General features: G+C 68.8%; 18 protein-coding genes. 9 read left to right on the top strand and 9 right to left on the bottom strand.

What is annotated here, in order from left to right; all coding sequences use genetic code 11:
• The first annotated feature begins 54 nt into the window (after nt 1-54).
• On the top strand, nt 55-582 hold the full coding sequence (locus BLV72_RS10005; protein ID WP_208905602.1) for a MarR family winged helix-turn-helix transcriptional regulator: 528 nt from the start codon (nt 55-57) through the stop codon (nt 580-582).
• A 52-nt stretch (nt 583-634) separates the two neighbouring features.
• Here BLV72_RS10005 and BLV72_RS10000 read toward each other — a convergent pair whose 3' ends face one another.
• A complete protein-coding gene (locus BLV72_RS10000; protein WP_093461669.1) occupies nt 635-838 on the bottom strand; it encodes a hypothetical protein in 204 nt (67 codons plus the stop codon).
• Nucleotides 839-1,064: 226 nt separating this feature from the next.
• A complete protein-coding gene (locus tag BLV72_RS09995) occupies nt 1,065-1,484 on the bottom strand; it encodes an ATP-binding protein (RefSeq protein ID WP_093461667.1) in 420 nt (139 codons plus the stop codon).
• Between the two features lie 150 nt (nt 1,485-1,634).
• Between BLV72_RS09995 and BLV72_RS09990 the strand changes: the two genes are divergently transcribed.
• Genes BLV72_RS09990 through BLV72_RS09975 form a run of 4 tightly spaced genes read left to right on the top strand, consistent with a single transcriptional unit; the run spans nt 1,635 to nt 4,346 of the window.
• A complete protein-coding gene (locus BLV72_RS09990; RefSeq protein ID WP_093461666.1) occupies nt 1,635-2,486 on the top strand; it encodes a helix-turn-helix domain-containing protein in 852 nt (283 codons plus the stop codon).
• A 25-nt stretch (nt 2,487-2,511) separates the two neighbouring features.
• Nucleotides 2,512-2,697 (top strand): DUF397 domain-containing protein, encoded by a 186-nt coding sequence (locus BLV72_RS09985; protein ID WP_342030719.1) that lies wholly within the window; start codon nt 2,512-2,514, stop codon nt 2,695-2,697.
• Between the two features lie 15 nt (nt 2,698-2,712).
• Nucleotides 2,713-3,462: a DNA repair protein RecO gene (gene recO, locus BLV72_RS09980; RefSeq protein WP_093461664.1), complete on the top strand. Its 750-nt coding sequence runs from the start codon at nt 2,713-2,715 to the stop codon at nt 3,460-3,462.
• Between the two features lie 50 nt (nt 3,463-3,512).
• On the top strand, nt 3,513-4,346 hold the full coding sequence (locus tag BLV72_RS09975) for an isoprenyl transferase (RefSeq protein WP_093461663.1): 834 nt from the start codon (nt 3,513-3,515) through the stop codon (nt 4,344-4,346).
• Nucleotides 4,347-4,357: 11 nt separating this feature from the next.
• Here BLV72_RS09975 and BLV72_RS09970 read toward each other — a convergent pair whose 3' ends face one another.
• Nucleotides 4,358-5,422, bottom strand: coding sequence for an aldo/keto reductase (locus BLV72_RS09970; RefSeq protein WP_093461661.1), 1,065 nt, complete (start codon nt 5,420-5,422; stop codon nt 4,358-4,360).
• 117 nt (nt 5,423-5,539) lie between these two features.
• On the opposite strand from BLV72_RS09970, the gene BLV72_RS09965 reads away from it, so the two are divergent.
• On the top strand, nt 5,540-6,373 hold the full coding sequence (locus BLV72_RS09965; RefSeq protein ID WP_093461660.1) for a helix-turn-helix transcriptional regulator: 834 nt from the start codon (nt 5,540-5,542) through the stop codon (nt 6,371-6,373).
• A 111-nt stretch (nt 6,374-6,484) separates the two neighbouring features.
• On the opposite strand, the gene BLV72_RS09960 is transcribed toward BLV72_RS09965, so the two are convergent.
• Nucleotides 6,485-7,063: a TetR/AcrR family transcriptional regulator gene (locus BLV72_RS09960; protein WP_093461658.1), complete on the bottom strand. Its 579-nt coding sequence runs from the start codon at nt 7,061-7,063 to the stop codon at nt 6,485-6,487.
• A gap of 71 nt (nt 7,064-7,134) precedes the next feature.
• Here BLV72_RS09960 and BLV72_RS09955 point away from each other — a divergent pair, with 71 nt between their 5' ends.
• The 3 genes from BLV72_RS09955 (at nt 7,135) to BLV72_RS09945 (ending at nt 9,050) form a co-directional block, all read left to right on the top strand.
• A complete protein-coding gene (locus BLV72_RS09955) occupies nt 7,135-7,728 on the top strand; it encodes a dihydrofolate reductase family protein (RefSeq protein ID WP_093461657.1) in 594 nt (197 codons plus the stop codon).
• Between the two features lie 123 nt (nt 7,729-7,851).
• A complete protein-coding gene (locus tag BLV72_RS09950) occupies nt 7,852-8,277 on the top strand; it encodes an ester cyclase (RefSeq protein ID WP_093461655.1) in 426 nt (141 codons plus the stop codon).
• Between the two features lie 185 nt (nt 8,278-8,462).
• Nucleotides 8,463-9,050: a TetR/AcrR family transcriptional regulator gene (locus BLV72_RS09945; protein WP_093461654.1), complete on the top strand. Its 588-nt coding sequence runs from the start codon at nt 8,463-8,465 to the stop codon at nt 9,048-9,050.
• 186 nt (nt 9,051-9,236) lie between these two features.
• Here BLV72_RS09945 and BLV72_RS09940 read toward each other — a convergent pair whose 3' ends face one another.
• The 5 genes from BLV72_RS09940 to BLV72_RS09920 form a co-directional block, all read right to left on the bottom strand.
• Nucleotides 9,237-10,403, bottom strand: coding sequence for a Cmx/CmrA family chloramphenicol efflux MFS transporter (locus BLV72_RS09940; protein WP_093461652.1), 1,167 nt, complete (start codon nt 10,401-10,403; stop codon nt 9,237-9,239).
• A 283-nt stretch (nt 10,404-10,686) separates the two neighbouring features.
• Nucleotides 10,687-11,112 carry a Fur family transcriptional regulator gene (locus tag BLV72_RS09935; RefSeq protein ID WP_093461651.1) on the bottom strand — a complete coding sequence of 142 codons (426 nt, stop codon included), beginning with the start codon at nt 11,110-11,112 and terminating at the stop codon, nt 10,687-10,689.
• Between the two features lie 185 nt (nt 11,113-11,297).
• The gene (locus tag BLV72_RS09930; protein WP_093461649.1) at nt 11,298-12,170 is read right to left on the bottom strand and encodes a metal ABC transporter permease; all 873 of its coding nucleotides are present in this window, start codon (nt 12,168-12,170) and stop codon (nt 11,298-11,300) included.
• Nucleotide 12,171: 1 nt separating this feature from the next.
• Entirely contained in the window at nt 12,172-13,038 is an 867-nt protein-coding gene (locus BLV72_RS09925) for a metal ABC transporter ATP-binding protein (RefSeq protein ID WP_425288510.1), read from the bottom strand.
• Between the two features lie 47 nt (nt 13,039-13,085).
• Nucleotides 13,086-14,135, bottom strand: coding sequence for a metal ABC transporter substrate-binding protein (locus BLV72_RS09920; protein WP_093461648.1), 1,050 nt, complete (start codon nt 14,133-14,135; stop codon nt 13,086-13,088).
• Nucleotides 14,136-14,154 lie beyond the last annotated feature (19 nt).

Below are 14,154 nucleotides of genomic sequence, written 5' to 3'. Positions count from 1 at the left end.
TGAGCCTCCTAGTACTTAGCTTGCTAACCAATCTTATTTAGTAAGCTAACAATCATGCGAGAGGCAGGCAACCAAGAGGCGGGCGAACCAGGGCCCGGTCCCGTGCCCGACCCCGCCCCCGAAGCGGGCGTGGAAGACCTGGCCCAGGCCGCCGACCGGCTCTTCTACGCCATGCGGCGCTCGCGGGCCGCCACCGTCGGCCAGTCCGCGGTCGGCCTGTCCATGTCGCAGGTGGCCCTGCTCGACCCCCTGGCGCAGGACGCCGAGGGGGAGGGCCTGCCGGTCGGCCGCCTCGCGGCCGGCGCCGAGGTCAGCGTGCCCACCGCGACCCGCATGCTCCAGCAACTGGAGGCCAAGGGCGTGATCACGCGCCGTCGCTCCCCGCAGGACGAGCGCCAGGTCCTCGTCCGCCTCACCGAAGAAGGCGCCGAACGCCTCACGGCGATGCAAACCGAGCTACGGGCGCGCCAGTACGAGGCGCTGTCGCAGTTCACCCCGCAGGAGCGCCGCGCCCTGGCCGCGCAGCTGCACCGCCTGACCGGCATGATCAGCGCAACCACCCCGGGCCCGGCGGGCGCTTGATGTGGCCTTAAGAGCCCCCTCGGGCAGCCGGCCTTCACGCCGTGAGGAGTGCTCAGTCCCGGAATGAACCGTCCGCCCTGCGCGAGTGCCGCGACAGCAGGTGCGTGCACTGCGGGCAGTGCCGCCTGAACCCCTTCTTGACCAGGTAGCTGATGCCGATCGTCACCACATGCATCAGCCCCACCGCCGCGTTCTGGAGCAGCCGCCCCAGCCACGACCTCGTACACGTCTCACAGTCCCGGCAACCGTCCGCCATGGCGCGTTCCCCCCACTCGTCGTCCGTTGTGCCCGTGCTGACCTGCTCGGTAGAACCAGTGTGCGTAAGGGAGATGGCCGCGCGGCCGCCAACTGCCGCCCCACCGCCAGGTTGTGACCGCCCCAGATCGCACCCAGCACATAGTTGTGACATCGCGGATCACGCGGACGAACGTAGCCCTTGAGGTGATGTAGGGGTGGCCGGAGGAGTCCTCTCCGGCCACCCCTCATTCGTTCACCGGGTCGCGCAGCTCGAACCAGATGTGCTTGCTGGTGGGGCGCAGCCCGTATTCCCAGGTCACTCCCCATGCGTAGGCCAGCTCCTGCATCAGGAACAGCCCCCGGCCGCCCTCCTCGTCGGGTGCCGCGTCGCGGGGGTACGGGTGGCGGTCCGGGGAGCCGTCGCGTACGGCGATCGTCGCGATGCGGTCGCGGACGAGGGTGTCGATGTGGATGAGCTGGGTGTTCGTGTGCCGGTTGACGTTCGTCACGGCCTCGGAGACCAGGAGTTTCGCCGTGTCCGCGAGGTCGTGCAGGTCGTTGGCCTGGAGGAGGGCGGCGATGGCATCCCGGCAGACCCTGGGGCTCTTGGGGGAGTTGGGGGCGCTGAGACGGTATGCGTACGGGGGTTCGGCGGCTTCGGGCATGTTGGTGCTCCCAACGCGGTGCGTAGTTGATTCCTCACGCTGTGATGAGGACCATAGAGCATGCCGGGTAACTAGTTCCACTCCCATAGTGGAACCAGTTTTTATCTGAAAGAGTGACAGGGTCGCCCGGGTGCGTAGGGAGGAGTCCGTATGGGGCAGAGGGTCGCCACGACCGCGAGGCAGCGGCGCATCGGAACAGAGCTGCGCAAGATGCGCGAGCGAGCCGGGATGAGCGTGGCGGAGGCCGGTGAGCACCTCGGTGTGAACCGGACCCGGATCAGCAACATCGAGGCCGCGCGGTTCGGGGTGAGTGAGGAGCGGATCAGGACGCTCGCGACCATCTACTCCTGCATGGATCGGGCCTACGTCGACGCCCTCGTGGCCATGAACGAGGAGCGCGGCCGGGGCTGGTGGGAGGACTACCGAGGCAGGACACCCGCGAGCGCACTCGATCTGGCCGAACTCGAGCACCACGCGGTTGCCATGCGTTCAGCGCAGATCATGCATGTGCCGGGCCTGCTTCAGACGGAGGACTACGCGAAAGCTGTGTTCGCCACGGCCACGTCCAGTCCCACCGCGGCGCAGTTGCGGGCGAGCGTTTCGTATCGACTGAGGCGCCGGGATGTGCTGGACCGTGATGATCCGCCGCACTGCACCTTCTTCATCCATGAGGCCGTGCTGAGGATGAGGTTCGGCGGTCCGAAGGTGATGCGAGGGCAGTTGGAGCATCTGATCGAGTCATCGGAGCGGGGCAACCTGACCGTGCAAGTGGTCCCGTTCTCGGCTGGCGGGTTTTCCAACCCGGGCATCAGCATGCTCTATGTGTCCGGACCCGTCCGGCGGCTGGACACCGTCCAGGCCGATACGCCCTCGGGTTCGGCCTTCCTCGACTCGGAGGCTCACCTGGAGCGCTACGGCCGTATCTTGGACCAAATGGAAGCCCTGGCGCTCACGCCAGAGGACACGGTCGGCTTCGTTCATGAGATAGCGCAGCAACTTTGACCCGACGGAGATGCCCTGACATGTACTGGCGCAAGTCCTCGTACTCGGGGAGGACGCCGAGCACAACTGCGTCGAGCTGGCTCGAACCCCGGACACCGTCCTCCTGCGCGAGAGCGACGAACCCCAGACCGTGATCGCCACCACCCCCGCCGCCCTCCGGGCGATGACCCGGGCCGTGAAGGCGGGGCGGTTCGATCAGCTGTCCCGCTAGGGGACAATGGGCGCCATGAGTCTGTTCCGCGACGACGGCATCGTGCTGCGCACCCAGAAGCTGGGTGAGGCGGACCGGATCATCAGCCTGCTCACCCGCAACAACGGCCGCGTCCGCGCCGTGGCGCGGGGGGTGCGGCGTACGAAGTCGAAGTTCGGGGCGCGGCTCGAACCGTTCAGCCACGTTGACGTGCAGTTCTTCTCGCGCGGCGGTGGTGAGCTGATCGGGCGCGGGCTGCCGCTGTGCACGCAGAGTGAGACGATCGCGCCGTACGGTGGGTCGATCGTCACCGATTACGCTCGCTACACCGCCGGTACGGCCATGCTGGAGACGGCCGAGCGGTTCACCGACCACGAGGGCGAGCCCGCCGTACAGCAGTATCTGCTCCTCGTCGGCGCCCTGCGCACCCTGGCCGCCGGGGAGCACGAGCCGCATCTCGTGCTGGACGCGTTTCTGCTCCGCTCCCTCGCGGTCAACGGTTACGCACCGAGTTTCAACGACTGCGCCAAGTGCGGGATGCCCGGTCCGAACCGGTTCTTCTCGGTCGGTGCGGGCGGGGTCATCTGCGGCGAGTGCCGGGTGCCCGGAAGCGTCGTACCCTCGGCGGAGTCGCTGACGCTGCTGGGCGCGCTGCTGACGGGGGACTGGGAGACGGCGGACGCGTGTGAGCTGCGGCACGCCCGGGAGGGCAGCGGGCTCGTGGCGGCGTATTTGAGCTGGCACCTGGAGCGGGGGCTTCGGTCGCTGCGGTACGTAGAGAAGTAGCAGCACAGGCAGTAGCACAGAGAGCAAGAGCTGAGGGAGACGTGGCAGGCATGGCAGGACGCGGGTTTCTGGGCCGACAGCGGCGCGAGTACCGGACCCCGGAGCCGCACCCGTCCGGCGCCCGGCCGCCGAAGATCCCCGGCGAGCTGGTGCCGACCCACGTGGCGTGCGTGATGGACGGCAACGGCCGCTGGGCCAAGGAGCGCGGGCTGCCGCGCACCGAGGGGCACAAGGTCGGCGAGGGCGTCGTGCTGGACGTGCTCAAGGGCTGCCTCGAGATGGGCGTCAAGAACCTCTCCCTCTACGCCTTCTCGACCGAGAACTGGAAGCGCTCGCCCGACGAGGTGCGCTTCCTGATGAACTTCAACCGCGATGTCATCCGCCGCCGCCGCGACGAGATGGACGCGATGGGCGTACGGATCCGCTGGGCGGGCCGGATGCCGAAGCTGTGGAAGTCGGTGGCGCAGGAGCTCCAGGTCGCTCAGGAGCAGACCAAGGACAACGACGCCATGACCATGTACTTCTGCATGAACTACGGCGGTCGGGCGGAGATCGCGGACGCGGCGAAGGCGCTGGCGGAGGACGTCCGGTCGGGTCGGCTCGATCCGTCGAAGGTGAACGAGAAGACGTTCGCGAAGTACCTCTACTACCCGGACATGCCGGATGTGGATCTCTTCCTGCGCCCGTCGGGCGAGCAGCGGACGTCCAACTACCTGATCTGGCAGAGCGCGTACGCCGAGATGGTGTACCAGGACGTGCTGTGGCCCGACTTCGACCGCCGCGATCTGTGGCGGGCGTGCCTGGAGTACGCCTCGCGGGACCGCCGCTTCGGTGGGGCGATCCCGAACGAGGAGCAGCGGAAGGACGACTCGCCGTCCGCGTAAGCGCCCAGGTATCAGCGGCGGGATTCGAGCTTCAGGTCACCTGCGGTCACGTTGCGGATGTGGTCACTGGCGAGCATGTCGTGCGGGAAGCCGAGTCCTATCGCACTGGCCTCGTCGAGGCGGGCCAGGTGGGCGGCGGTGAGGTCGACCGACAGGGCGCCCAGGTTGTCCTCCAGCTGTGCGGGGGTGCGGGCGCCGATGACCGGTGCCGTCACGGCCGGGTTCCGCAGGGTCCAGGCCAGTCCGACCTGGGCGGGTGTGACGCCCAGCTCCGTGGCGACCTCCTTCACGACATCGGCGATGGCGAGGTTACGCTCGGTGAGCGTGCCCAGGGCGAGGTTGAAGCTCTTGCGGGTGCCGTCCTCGGATGCGGCGTTCGCCGCGGTCAGGTCGTCGCGGCTGTACTTGCCGGTGAGCACTCCGCCGGCCAGGGGTGAATACGGGAGCACGCCCAGCCCCATCTCGCGTGCCATGGGGATCAGGTCACGCTCCCCGGTGCGCTCGATCAGGTTGTATTCGATCTGCAGCGCGACCAGTGGCGACCAGTCGCGCAGGTCGGCGATCGTCTGCATGCGCGAAACCTGCCAGGCCGGGGCGTTGCAGATCGCCACGTACAAGACCTTGCCCTGCCGGACCAGATCGTCCATGCCGCGCAGGATCTCCTCGACCGGTGTCGAGAAATCCCAGACGTGCAGGTAGAGCAGATCGATGTAGTCCGTATTGAGCTGTCGCAGACTCGCTTCTACCGAGGTGAACAGGCTCTTGCGGTGACTGCCCGCGGAATTCGGGTCGCCGGGCCGGCGCAGCGTCGTGTATTTCGTCGCGAGCACCAGGCTTTCGCGGTTGTCGCGGGTGAATTCACCCAGCATGCGCTCGGAAGTGCCATTGCTGTAGGTGTTGGCGGTGTCGATGAGATTGCCGCCTCGTTCGACGTAGAGGTCGAACAGCTTGCGCGCCTCGTCCCGCTCGGCTCCCCAGCCCGACTCGGTGCCGAAGGTCGCCGCGCCCAGTGCCAGCGGTGAGACCCGCAGCCCGGAGCGGCCCAGCAGCCGGTAGGTGTCGAGGGTGAGCGACATGGTGTCCTCCTGTGCTCGTGATCGGTTGTCGAGCACCAGCCTGTGACCGCCGCGAACCGGAGGTAAGGGAAAGAGGTTCCTGGGAAGGCCAGTCCTACCCTGGCTGTTGGAACGAATATGACGACCCCCACCGTGGACACCACACAGGAGCTGGCCGCGTTCCTGCGGGCCCGGCGCGAACGGCTGGACCCGCGCGATCTCGGTCTGCCGCCGCGTCGGCAGGCCCGGCGGACCCCGGGGCTGCGCCGCGAAGAGGTCGCCGAGCTGGCCGGGGTCAGCGTCGACTACATCGTGCGGCTGGAACAGGGGCGCGGGCTGCGGCCCTCGGCGGACGTGGTGGAGGCGCTGGCCCGGGCGCTGCGCCTGGCCCCCGTCGAACGCGCCTACCTCTTCAACCTGACCCAGCAGCGCCCCCGCGACGCCGACCAGCCCGCCACCACCGCGGCGCCGCCGCTGGCCGGGCTGGTCGCCGACCTGTCGCCGCTGCCGGCCATGCTGATGAACCACCGCTACGACATCCTGGCCTGGAACCACGAAATGACCAGGGTGCTCCTGGATTTCGACACCCTGTCTCCGGCGCAGCGCAATGCGATGTGGCTGTGCCTGATGCATCCGGAAATACGCGAGTTCTACGTCGACCGGGAACGTGTCGTGCGGGAGGGGATCGCCCATCTGCGCGCCGCGTGGGCCACGCATCCGGAGGATCGGGCGTTGACCGACCGCATTGCCGAATTCATCGCTCGTGACGAGGAATTCGCGCGCTTGTGGGCCGAGCGGGACATCAAGGTCAACGGCCGCGGGCACAAGGTGATGCGGCATCCTGACGTCGGTGTGATCGCGGTGGATTTCGAAGTGCTGATACCGCTTGAAGATCCGGAGCAGCGGTTGGTGATCTTCCGTCCCGCGGACGAGGAGAGCCAGTCGGCAATGGCCCGGTTGTGCGCACGGTGAGGTCGCACCGTCCGCAACAGACCCCGCACAGAACCTGAGCGGGCGGGCGCGCAGGTGGGATGAGCGGGGCCCGGGTGGGATGGGTGGGGCCCGCCTGCCCCGCCGCCCCGCCTACTCCGCCGCCACGATGCGTTCCACCGCGGCCGCCACCAGCCGGTCACGCTCCGCCTCCGTGAAGACGTCCGGCAAAGTGAGCTGCTCGACGATCAGCCAGTTCAGAGCCAGTATCAGCAGCTTGACGGCCATGGCGTCACCGGGGAGCCCCGACGCCTCGTGGTAGGCGACGTTGGCATCGACGTCGGCCCGCACCCGCTCGGTGAGGACCGTACGCAGCGCGGGGCGGCGGGTGGCCTCGAGACGGAGCTCCAGCAGTGCCAGATAGCCGGTGCGGAACGAGGCGACGCGGCCGACGAGTTCACGCATCAGCTCCACGTAGGTTTCCCGGTCGCGGCCTGCCGCCCGCTGGCGGGCGATCGTGGCCTCGTCGGGCTGGAGCCGCTCATAGACACGGGCGCCGGCCTGGGTGAGCAGATCGTCGCGGTTGGCGAAGTAGTTGGATGCCGTACCGGCGGGGACGGTGGCCTCGGTGTCCACCGCCCGGAAGGTCAGGCCGCGTGCGCCGTCCCTGGCCAACACCTCGATCGCCGCGTCGACGAGTGCGGCGCGCCGCTCGTCGTTCCGTCGCACCATTGACACCACTCCATCTGTAGTACTACGTTCACACCACTTCAGTCAGAGTACTACGGATGGAGCCACCACCGATGCGAAAGCTCGTGTACTACGTCGCCGTCACGCTCGATGGCCGCATCGCGGGCCCCGGCGGCGAGTACGACTTCTTCCCCGGCGGCGACGAACGGCAGTCCGCCGCCTACTCGGCCTGGACCAACACACTGTTTCCCGAGACGGTCCCGACCGCCTACCGTGCCGCGGTCGGCCTGGTCGACGCGCCCAACCGCCACTTCGACACCGTCGTCATGGGCCTCGGCTCCTACCGCCCCGCCCTGGACGCGGGTGTCGGCAGTCCGTACGCGCATCTGCGTCAGTACGTGGTGTCCAGCACCCTCGAGCCCGATATCGACCCGGCCGTCACCGTCGTCCCGGGCGACCCGCTCGCCCTCGTAGGCGAGCTCAAGCGGGAGGAGGACACGGAGCTGGACGTGTGGCTCTGCGGCGGCGGCAAGCTGGCGGGTGCCCTCCTGCCCGAGGTCGACGAGCTGGTGATCAAGAACTACCCGGTCGTCGCGGGTGCCGGAGTCCCGGTCTTCGACGGGGCCTTCGACCCCACCGTCTTCGATGTCGCCGAGCGCACGGCCTTCCCCAACGGCGTCACCCTCACCCACCTCACCCGCCGCTGACGTGCGCCTCGGGTCGGGCGACACCGCGGTTGAGATCAGGGGAGTGGAGTCGATCGTCGCCGGGAGTGCCGCTACTATGTTTGACACTGGTGTCAAACATTGAATCGAGTAGGTGGTGTCCCGATGGCGTATGCGAGTTCCGTTGAGATCGTGGAGGCGTTCTGGGAGGAAGTGTGGAACGGCCGCGCCCCGGAGAAGATTGACGACTTCGTGGTCGAGGACTTCGTGATCACCAATGCTGGTAAGAGCATCGAGGGGCGGGAGAACTTCAAGGCGTGGGTCCGGGCTTTCCTGGACACAGTCAACGACTTGAGGCTGGAGGCCGTCGAGACCTTCCAGAACCACGACGGGAGCCGGGTCGCCTCGCGCTGGGTGGTGCACGGCAAGAACAACGGCATCATGGGCACCGAACCCGACCAGCAGCCGATCTCCTTCACCGGGACAGCCGTCTGGGAGGTGCGCTCGGATGGCAAGCTGGTGCACAACTGGGTGGAGCGTGCCTCCTGGGAACTGTTCCAGCGTCTGACCGGGCAGTCGGCCGCCGCCTGACACCGTCGCCGGACACCGCCCCCGGAGAGAAAGGGCGCCTTCGCCCACCGCCGGGAGACTTCCCATCCCGGCGGCTTCGACAGTGCGGCACCGGCACAGCTATGTTGGACATCGCTGTCAAAGACCGCAGGTTCCGCTGCCGGTCGATCGGCGATCGGCCGGGGCGGGGCGGCAGAGGGAGTCAGGTGGCCGGGGTACGCCAATTCGACGAACAGGCGACGCTCGGCCGCGCCCTGGAGGTGTTCGCCGTCCGCGGGTACCGCGCGACCACGATGCTGCACCTGGCCGTCGGCACCGGCGTTCAGCGCGGCTCGCTCTACCACGCCTACGGTGGCAAGGAACAGATCTTCCTGCGGGTGTTCGGCGACCACACCCGGGCATTCCTCGTCGGCGCGGCCCAGGCGCTGGGCCAGGACGACCGGCACTCGGCACTGCTGGCCTTCTTCGACCACTGCATCCGGTCGATCACGGCGGGAACGCCCTCCCGAGGCTGCCTGTCCACCCGGACGGTGATCGAAGCCAGCTCGGAGATACCGCAGGTCGAAACCGTGGTGCGCACGTTCCTCGACGACCTCGAAGACACCGTCCACAACGGGCTGGCCGCGATCGACGATGACGACCTCGCGGTCGATCTCCGTTCCGCGGCCCGCCTCGTGGTCACCACGACCCGGGGCCTGGCGGTCATGGAACGCGCACACCACGAACCCGACCGGCTTCGCGACATCGCCGCAGCACTCGTTACGTCCCTGACCGGGCACGGCCGGCCCGGCTAGATCACGGCCCCACCTCGGACAGCTCCCCACCCGAGAACCATCGGCGGCGCGTCAGCATCCTTCACTCGCTGTAGGGGCCATATTGAACGGTCCGTGATGGTCGCCGCCCTAGCCTGAGGGTTTTGTACGACAAGCGCTCAACGGGGGAGTGCGAAAGTCCAGCTCCCGCAGCGCGGATCGACGTCACTATCCGGCTTCCTCGACCCCCACGCCGGCACCCCATCCCCGCGAAGCGGCAACAGCACCCACCGCCATCGCGGCCAGCGCGGCGCTGACCCACACCGCGCCCCGGTAGTCGCCCGTCGTCTCCGTCACGACGCCCGCGACCAACGGGCCCAAGAAGGCACCCGCGTTCAGCGCGACCGTGGCGAACGAGCCGCCCAGCGAAGGAGCCTGGGAGGCCGTACGCATGACGCGGGTGACGAGGGCCGAGCCGATGCCGAACGACAGGCCGCCCTGGAGGATCGTCACGATGAAGAGCGGAGCCGCGTAGGGGCCGGCCGCGGCCAATACTGCCCAGCCGACCGGCAAAGCACAGACGGCCAGGAGCAGGCCCCTCCCGAACTCGCCGTCGGCCCTACGGCCGGCCGTGGTCACCCCGACGAACGCACCCACCCCGAAGGCGGCGAGAAGGGCGGGGACGGCGGCGTCGGGGAGGTGGGTGATGTCCGTGGCGATGACGGCAAGGTAGGCGAAGGTCGCGAACGTCGCCCCGTTGACGACCGCCGCCAGGACCATGGCCCACTGCACCGGGCGCGACGCCACCACACGCGCTTCCCGCCTGATCGACACGTCCTCCCGACCAGTCGCGTCGGCGGGCGCCCGACGGAAGACCAGAGCCAGCGCGGGCAGGCACAGGGCCGCCACGGCCCAGAACGCGGAGCGCCAGCCCCACCACTCCCCGAGCAATGCCCCCGCGGGAACACCCGCGACGCACGACAGGGTGACCCCGGACAGCAGAACGGCGGTGGCCCTGGCGTGCTGCGCCGCCGGGACGAGAGCCGTCGCGACGGACATCGCGACCGCCAGGAAACCGGCATTGACGATGGCGGCGACGATCCGAGTACCGAAGAGCACGGCGAAGTCCGTCGTCACCGCGCCGATCACATGCACGACCACGAACGCCGTCAGAAACCCCGCCAGCGCCATCCGCCGTGGCCACCGCGCGCTCAGCGCGGCCATCACCGGGGCGCCGACGATCATCCCGATCGCGTACGCGGACGTCAGGCTCGCCGCGGCTCCCACCGACACGGAGAGGTCTTGGGCAATGCCCGGTACGAGACCGGACAGCATGAACTCGGACGTTCCTTGCGCGAAGACAGCGAGCGCGAGGACGTAAAGGAAAACAGGCAAGAGGTCGACTCCAGCGAAGAGCGGATGCGGGCAAGAACAGCCGCGTGCTGGATGTCGGACTACGCCATGACGAGCCATGAATACGTCATGACGACGCCATGGATACGGCGAGCCCGGAACGGGACCAGACACACGGAGTCGTGTCCGGTCGCTGGAAGCGAGATCGACCCAAAACTCAGGTCAGCGGTTCAGACAACTGCTCGCCGCCGAACGACCGGCGGCTCCGCTCTGTCTGATTCAGGGCTCGTCACGTCAGGCACCGTACCCACAACCCCGACGGAGATCAATCCCGCGCAGCCTTCACCGCCGCGCAATCGCCGCAGGTGCCGAAGATCTCGATCGTGTGGGCCACGTCCACGAAGCCGTGCTCGGCGGCGATCGCGTCGGCCCACTTCTCGACGGCGGGGCCCTCCACCTCCACCGCCTTGCCGCAGGCGCGGCAGACCAGGTGGTGGTGGTGCTCCTCGCTGTTGCAGCGGCGGTAGACCGCCTCGCCCTCGGTGGTGCGGAGGACGTCGACCTCGCCGGCGTCGGCGAGGGACTGGAGGGTGCGGTAGACGGTGGTCAGGCCCACCGAGTCGCCGCGGTGCTTGAGCATGTCGTGGAGCTCTTGCGCACTGCGGAACTCGTCCACCTCGTCCAGCGCTGCCGCCACCGCGGCGCGCTGCCTGGTGGACCGGCCGCGTACTGGGGGACCCGCGGTCACCACAGCTGCCTCCTCAACCTCACATGCTCCGTCGCTCTCGGGGCTCTCTCCGCGCCCACTGCGTCTTCTGCCCGGCCATTGTGCCAGTTATCGCTCGGGTGACGGACGAGAGCGACAGACAGGGTGGTCGAGCGTGCGAGTGCGTGGACTATACGAGTACATCGTCGGTAGTCGTTGTACGAGAGTCGTTATACGAGTACATCGTCCCTCACCGTGCACCCTTCCCCGACCGCGGCCACCCGTCGAGCGCGTCTTTTCGCCAGGGGCGCGGCCAGCGCCGTGATCGCGGCGAAGACGCCGATGGCGAGGACGACGATGCTCGCGCCGGGCGGGACGTTCTTGTAGAAGGAGAAGACCGTGCCGGACAGGGTCACCACGACACCGATGGTGATCGCCAGCGCGAGCGTCATCGCGAAGCCCCGGGTGGCCTGCTGGGCGGCGGCGACCGGGACCACCATCAGGGCGCTGACCAGGAGCAGGCCGACGACGCGCATGGCGACGGTGACCGTGACGGCCGCGGTGATGGCCAGCAGCAGGTTGAGCGTGCGCACCGGGAGGCCGGTCACCCGGGCGAACTCCTCGTCCTGGCACACCGCGAACAACTGGCGGCGCAGCCCCAAGGTGATCAGGACGACGAAGGCGGCGAGGAGGGAGATCGCGACGACGTCCTCGGGGGAGACCGTGGTGATCGAGCCGAAGAGATAGGTGGTGAGGTTGGCGTTGGAGCCGGTCGGCGAGAGGTTGATCAGCAGCACACCGCCCGCCATCCCGCCGTAGAAGAGCATCGCGAGCGCGAGATCGCCACGGGTCTTGCCGTACCAGCGGATCAGCTCCATGACGATCGCGCCGAGGGCGGAGACGGCGACGGCGGTCCACACGGGGTTGGCGCCGGTCAGGAAGCCGAGGGCGACGCCGGTAAGGGCGACATGGCCGATCCCGTCGCCCATGATCGCCTGGCGGCGCTGGACGAGGTAGATGCCGACGGCGGGCGCGGTGATGCCCACCAGGACTGCGGCGAGCAGGGCCCGCTGCATGAAGGCGTAGTCGAGGATCTCGAGCATCTCAGGTCAGCAACCCTGTCCGGATCGGTTCGGCGTCGGGCGCCGCATGGGGATGGACGTGGTCATGGCCGGGCAGCGCGTGCTGGCCCACGGCCTTGGGCGGCGGTCCGTCGTGGACCACACAGCCGTCGCGCAGCACCACCGCGCGGTCGATCAGCGGCTCCAGTGGGCCGAGCTCATGGAGGACGAGGAGGACCGTGGCGCCGGTGGCGACCTGCTCGCGGAGGGTGCCCGCGAGGATCTCCTGGCTGGCGAGGTCCACCCCGGCCATCGGCTCGTCCATGATCAGCAGTTCCGGTTCGCCCGCGAGGGCGCGGGCTATCAGCACGCGCTGGTGCTGACCGCCGGAGAGGGCGCTCACCGGGTCCCGGGCGCGGTCGGCCATGCCGACGAGCTCCAGGGCCCGCTGAACGGCCGCCCGGTCCGCCTTGCGCGGCGGGCCGAACCGGCGGCGCGCCAGCCGGCCCGCCGAGACGACCTCGCGCACGGTCGCGGGGACACCGCTGGCGGCGGTGGTGCGCTGCGGTACGTAACCGATCCGGGCCCAGTCGCGGAAGCGGCGGCGGGGCGTGCCGAAGAGGGCCAGCTCACCGCCGCTGAGCGGCACCTGGCCGACGATGGACCGTACGGCGGTGGACTTGCCCGAGCCGTTGGCGCCGAGCAGCGCCACGACCTCGCCGCGGCGGACGGTCAGATCGATGCCGCGCAGCACGGGGCGGCCACCGAGGGTGGCGGTGGCGCCGCGCAGGGATATGGGGTCCGCGGTGGGAGCCGGATGGGTGGCCGGTGCCGGATGCGTGGGTGCGCCCGTGGCCGGTCCCGGGTGCGGGGGCGCGGTCGGGGCTATGTCCGGCTCCTCGGCTTCCATGGGTTCCTCGGTCGCCATCGTTTCCTCGACCTCCGTGGGGTGGTCCGTCACTTGGTGCCCAGCGCCTTCTGCAGGGCCTTCAGATTGGATCGCATGACCTGGATGTAGTCGTCACCCTTGGACTTGTCGCCGATGCCCTCGATGGGATCGAGCACATCGGTCCGCAGATGGAGATCGCCCGCCAGCGTCTTCGCCGTTCGGTCGCTCACGAGGGTTTCGAAGAAGACGGTGTTGACCTTCTCCTTCTTGGCGACGCTGTGCAGCCCCTTGATCCGGGCCGGGCTGGGCTCGGACTCGGGGTCGAGCCCCGAGATCGCCTCCTGCCGCAGGCCGTAGCGCTCGGCGAGGTAGCCGAAGGCGGCGTGGGTCGTGATGAAGGTGTCCGAAGAACGGTCCTTCAAACCGCTCCGGAAGTCCTGATCGAGCGTGGTCAGCTCCTTGACCAGGGCGGTGGTGTTCTTCTTGTACGTCGTGGCGTGATCGGGGTCGGCCTTCTCCAGCGCCTTGCCGACGCCCTTGGCGACCTGGGCGTAGCGCACCGGGTCCAGCCAGATGTGGGGGTCGGCGGCGGCGTCGCCGGAGTGGGCGTGGCCCTCGTGCCCTTCCTCGCCCTCGCCCCCGTGATCGCCCTCGCCCCCGTGATCGCCTTCGGCCCCGTGGTCGCCTTCGCCCCCGTGATCGCCTTCGCCCCCGTGGTCGTGGTCGCCCTCGACATCGGTGCCGTGGTCCTCCAGCGTGGTGTACGCGGCGGCGTCGGCCACGTGCCTCGGCTCGGCCTGTCCGATGGCCCGGTCGACGGAGGGCTGGAGCCCCTTGAGATAGACCACCAGACCGGCCTCGCTGAGGTCGGCGGTCTGCCGGGGGCTGATCTCCAGATCGTGCGGTTCGACGCCGGGCTTGGTCAGGGAGGACACATGGATGGCGTCCCCGCCGATCCGCTGGGCGAGGAACTGCAGGGGATAGAACGACGCCACCACATCCAGCTTGCCGTCCGTCCTTCCGTCTCCGCTGTTGGAGGAGCAGGCTGTGAGGGTGGTCAGACCCAGCGCGGCGGCTCCGACGAGGGCGGTTATGGGCCTGAGGCGACGTATGTTCATGACTCTCATTTTCAACAAA

The organism is Streptomyces melanosporofaciens (genome assembly GCF_900105695.1).
Lineage (GTDB): Bacteria > Actinomycetota > Actinomycetes > Streptomycetales > Streptomycetaceae > Streptomyces > Streptomyces antimycoticus.
The sequence above is the reverse complement of the archived record's forward strand: the minus strand, read 5'-3'. Positions and strand labels throughout refer to the sequence as shown.

What these genes read in the sequence shown, in the direction of transcription:
- BLV72_RS10005 (WP_208905602.1), top strand. Translation starts at nt 55, where the DNA reads ATGCGAGAGGCAGGCAACCAAGAGGCGGGCGAACCAGGGCCCGGTCCC.
- BLV72_RS10000 (WP_093461669.1), bottom strand. Translation starts at nt 838, where the DNA reads ATGGCGGACGGTTGCCGGGACTGTGAGACGTGTACGAGGTCGTGGCTG.
- BLV72_RS09995 (WP_093461667.1), bottom strand. Translation starts at nt 1,484, where the DNA reads ATGCCCGAAGCCGCCGAACCCCCGTACGCATACCGTCTCAGCGCCCCC.
- BLV72_RS09990 (WP_093461666.1), top strand. Translation starts at nt 1,635, where the DNA reads ATGGGGCAGAGGGTCGCCACGACCGCGAGGCAGCGGCGCATCGGAACA.
- recO (WP_093461664.1), top strand. Translation starts at nt 2,713, where the DNA reads ATGAGTCTGTTCCGCGACGACGGCATCGTGCTGCGCACCCAGAAGCTG.
- BLV72_RS09975 (WP_093461663.1), top strand. Translation starts at nt 3,513, where the DNA reads ATGGCAGGACGCGGGTTTCTGGGCCGACAGCGGCGCGAGTACCGGACC.
- BLV72_RS09970 (WP_093461661.1), bottom strand. Translation starts at nt 5,422, where the DNA reads ATGTCGCTCACCCTCGACACCTACCGGCTGCTGGGCCGCTCCGGGCTG.
- BLV72_RS09965 (WP_093461660.1), top strand. Translation starts at nt 5,540, where the DNA reads ATGACGACCCCCACCGTGGACACCACACAGGAGCTGGCCGCGTTCCTG.
- BLV72_RS09960 (WP_093461658.1), bottom strand. Translation starts at nt 7,063, where the DNA reads ATGGTGCGACGGAACGACGAGCGGCGCGCCGCACTCGTCGACGCGGCG.
- BLV72_RS09955 (WP_093461657.1), top strand. Translation starts at nt 7,135, where the DNA reads ATGCGAAAGCTCGTGTACTACGTCGCCGTCACGCTCGATGGCCGCATC.
- BLV72_RS09950 (WP_093461655.1), top strand. Translation starts at nt 7,852, where the DNA reads ATGGCGTATGCGAGTTCCGTTGAGATCGTGGAGGCGTTCTGGGAGGAA.
- BLV72_RS09930 (WP_093461649.1), bottom strand. Translation starts at nt 12,170, where the DNA reads ATGCTCGAGATCCTCGACTACGCCTTCATGCAGCGGGCCCTGCTCGCC.
- BLV72_RS09925 (WP_425288510.1), bottom strand. Translation starts at nt 13,038, where the DNA reads ATGGAAGCCGAGGAGCCGGACATAGCCCCGACCGCGCCCCCGCACCCG.
- BLV72_RS09920 (WP_093461648.1), bottom strand. Translation starts at nt 14,135, where the DNA reads ATGAACATACGTCGCCTCAGGCCCATAACCGCCCTCGTCGGAGCCGCC.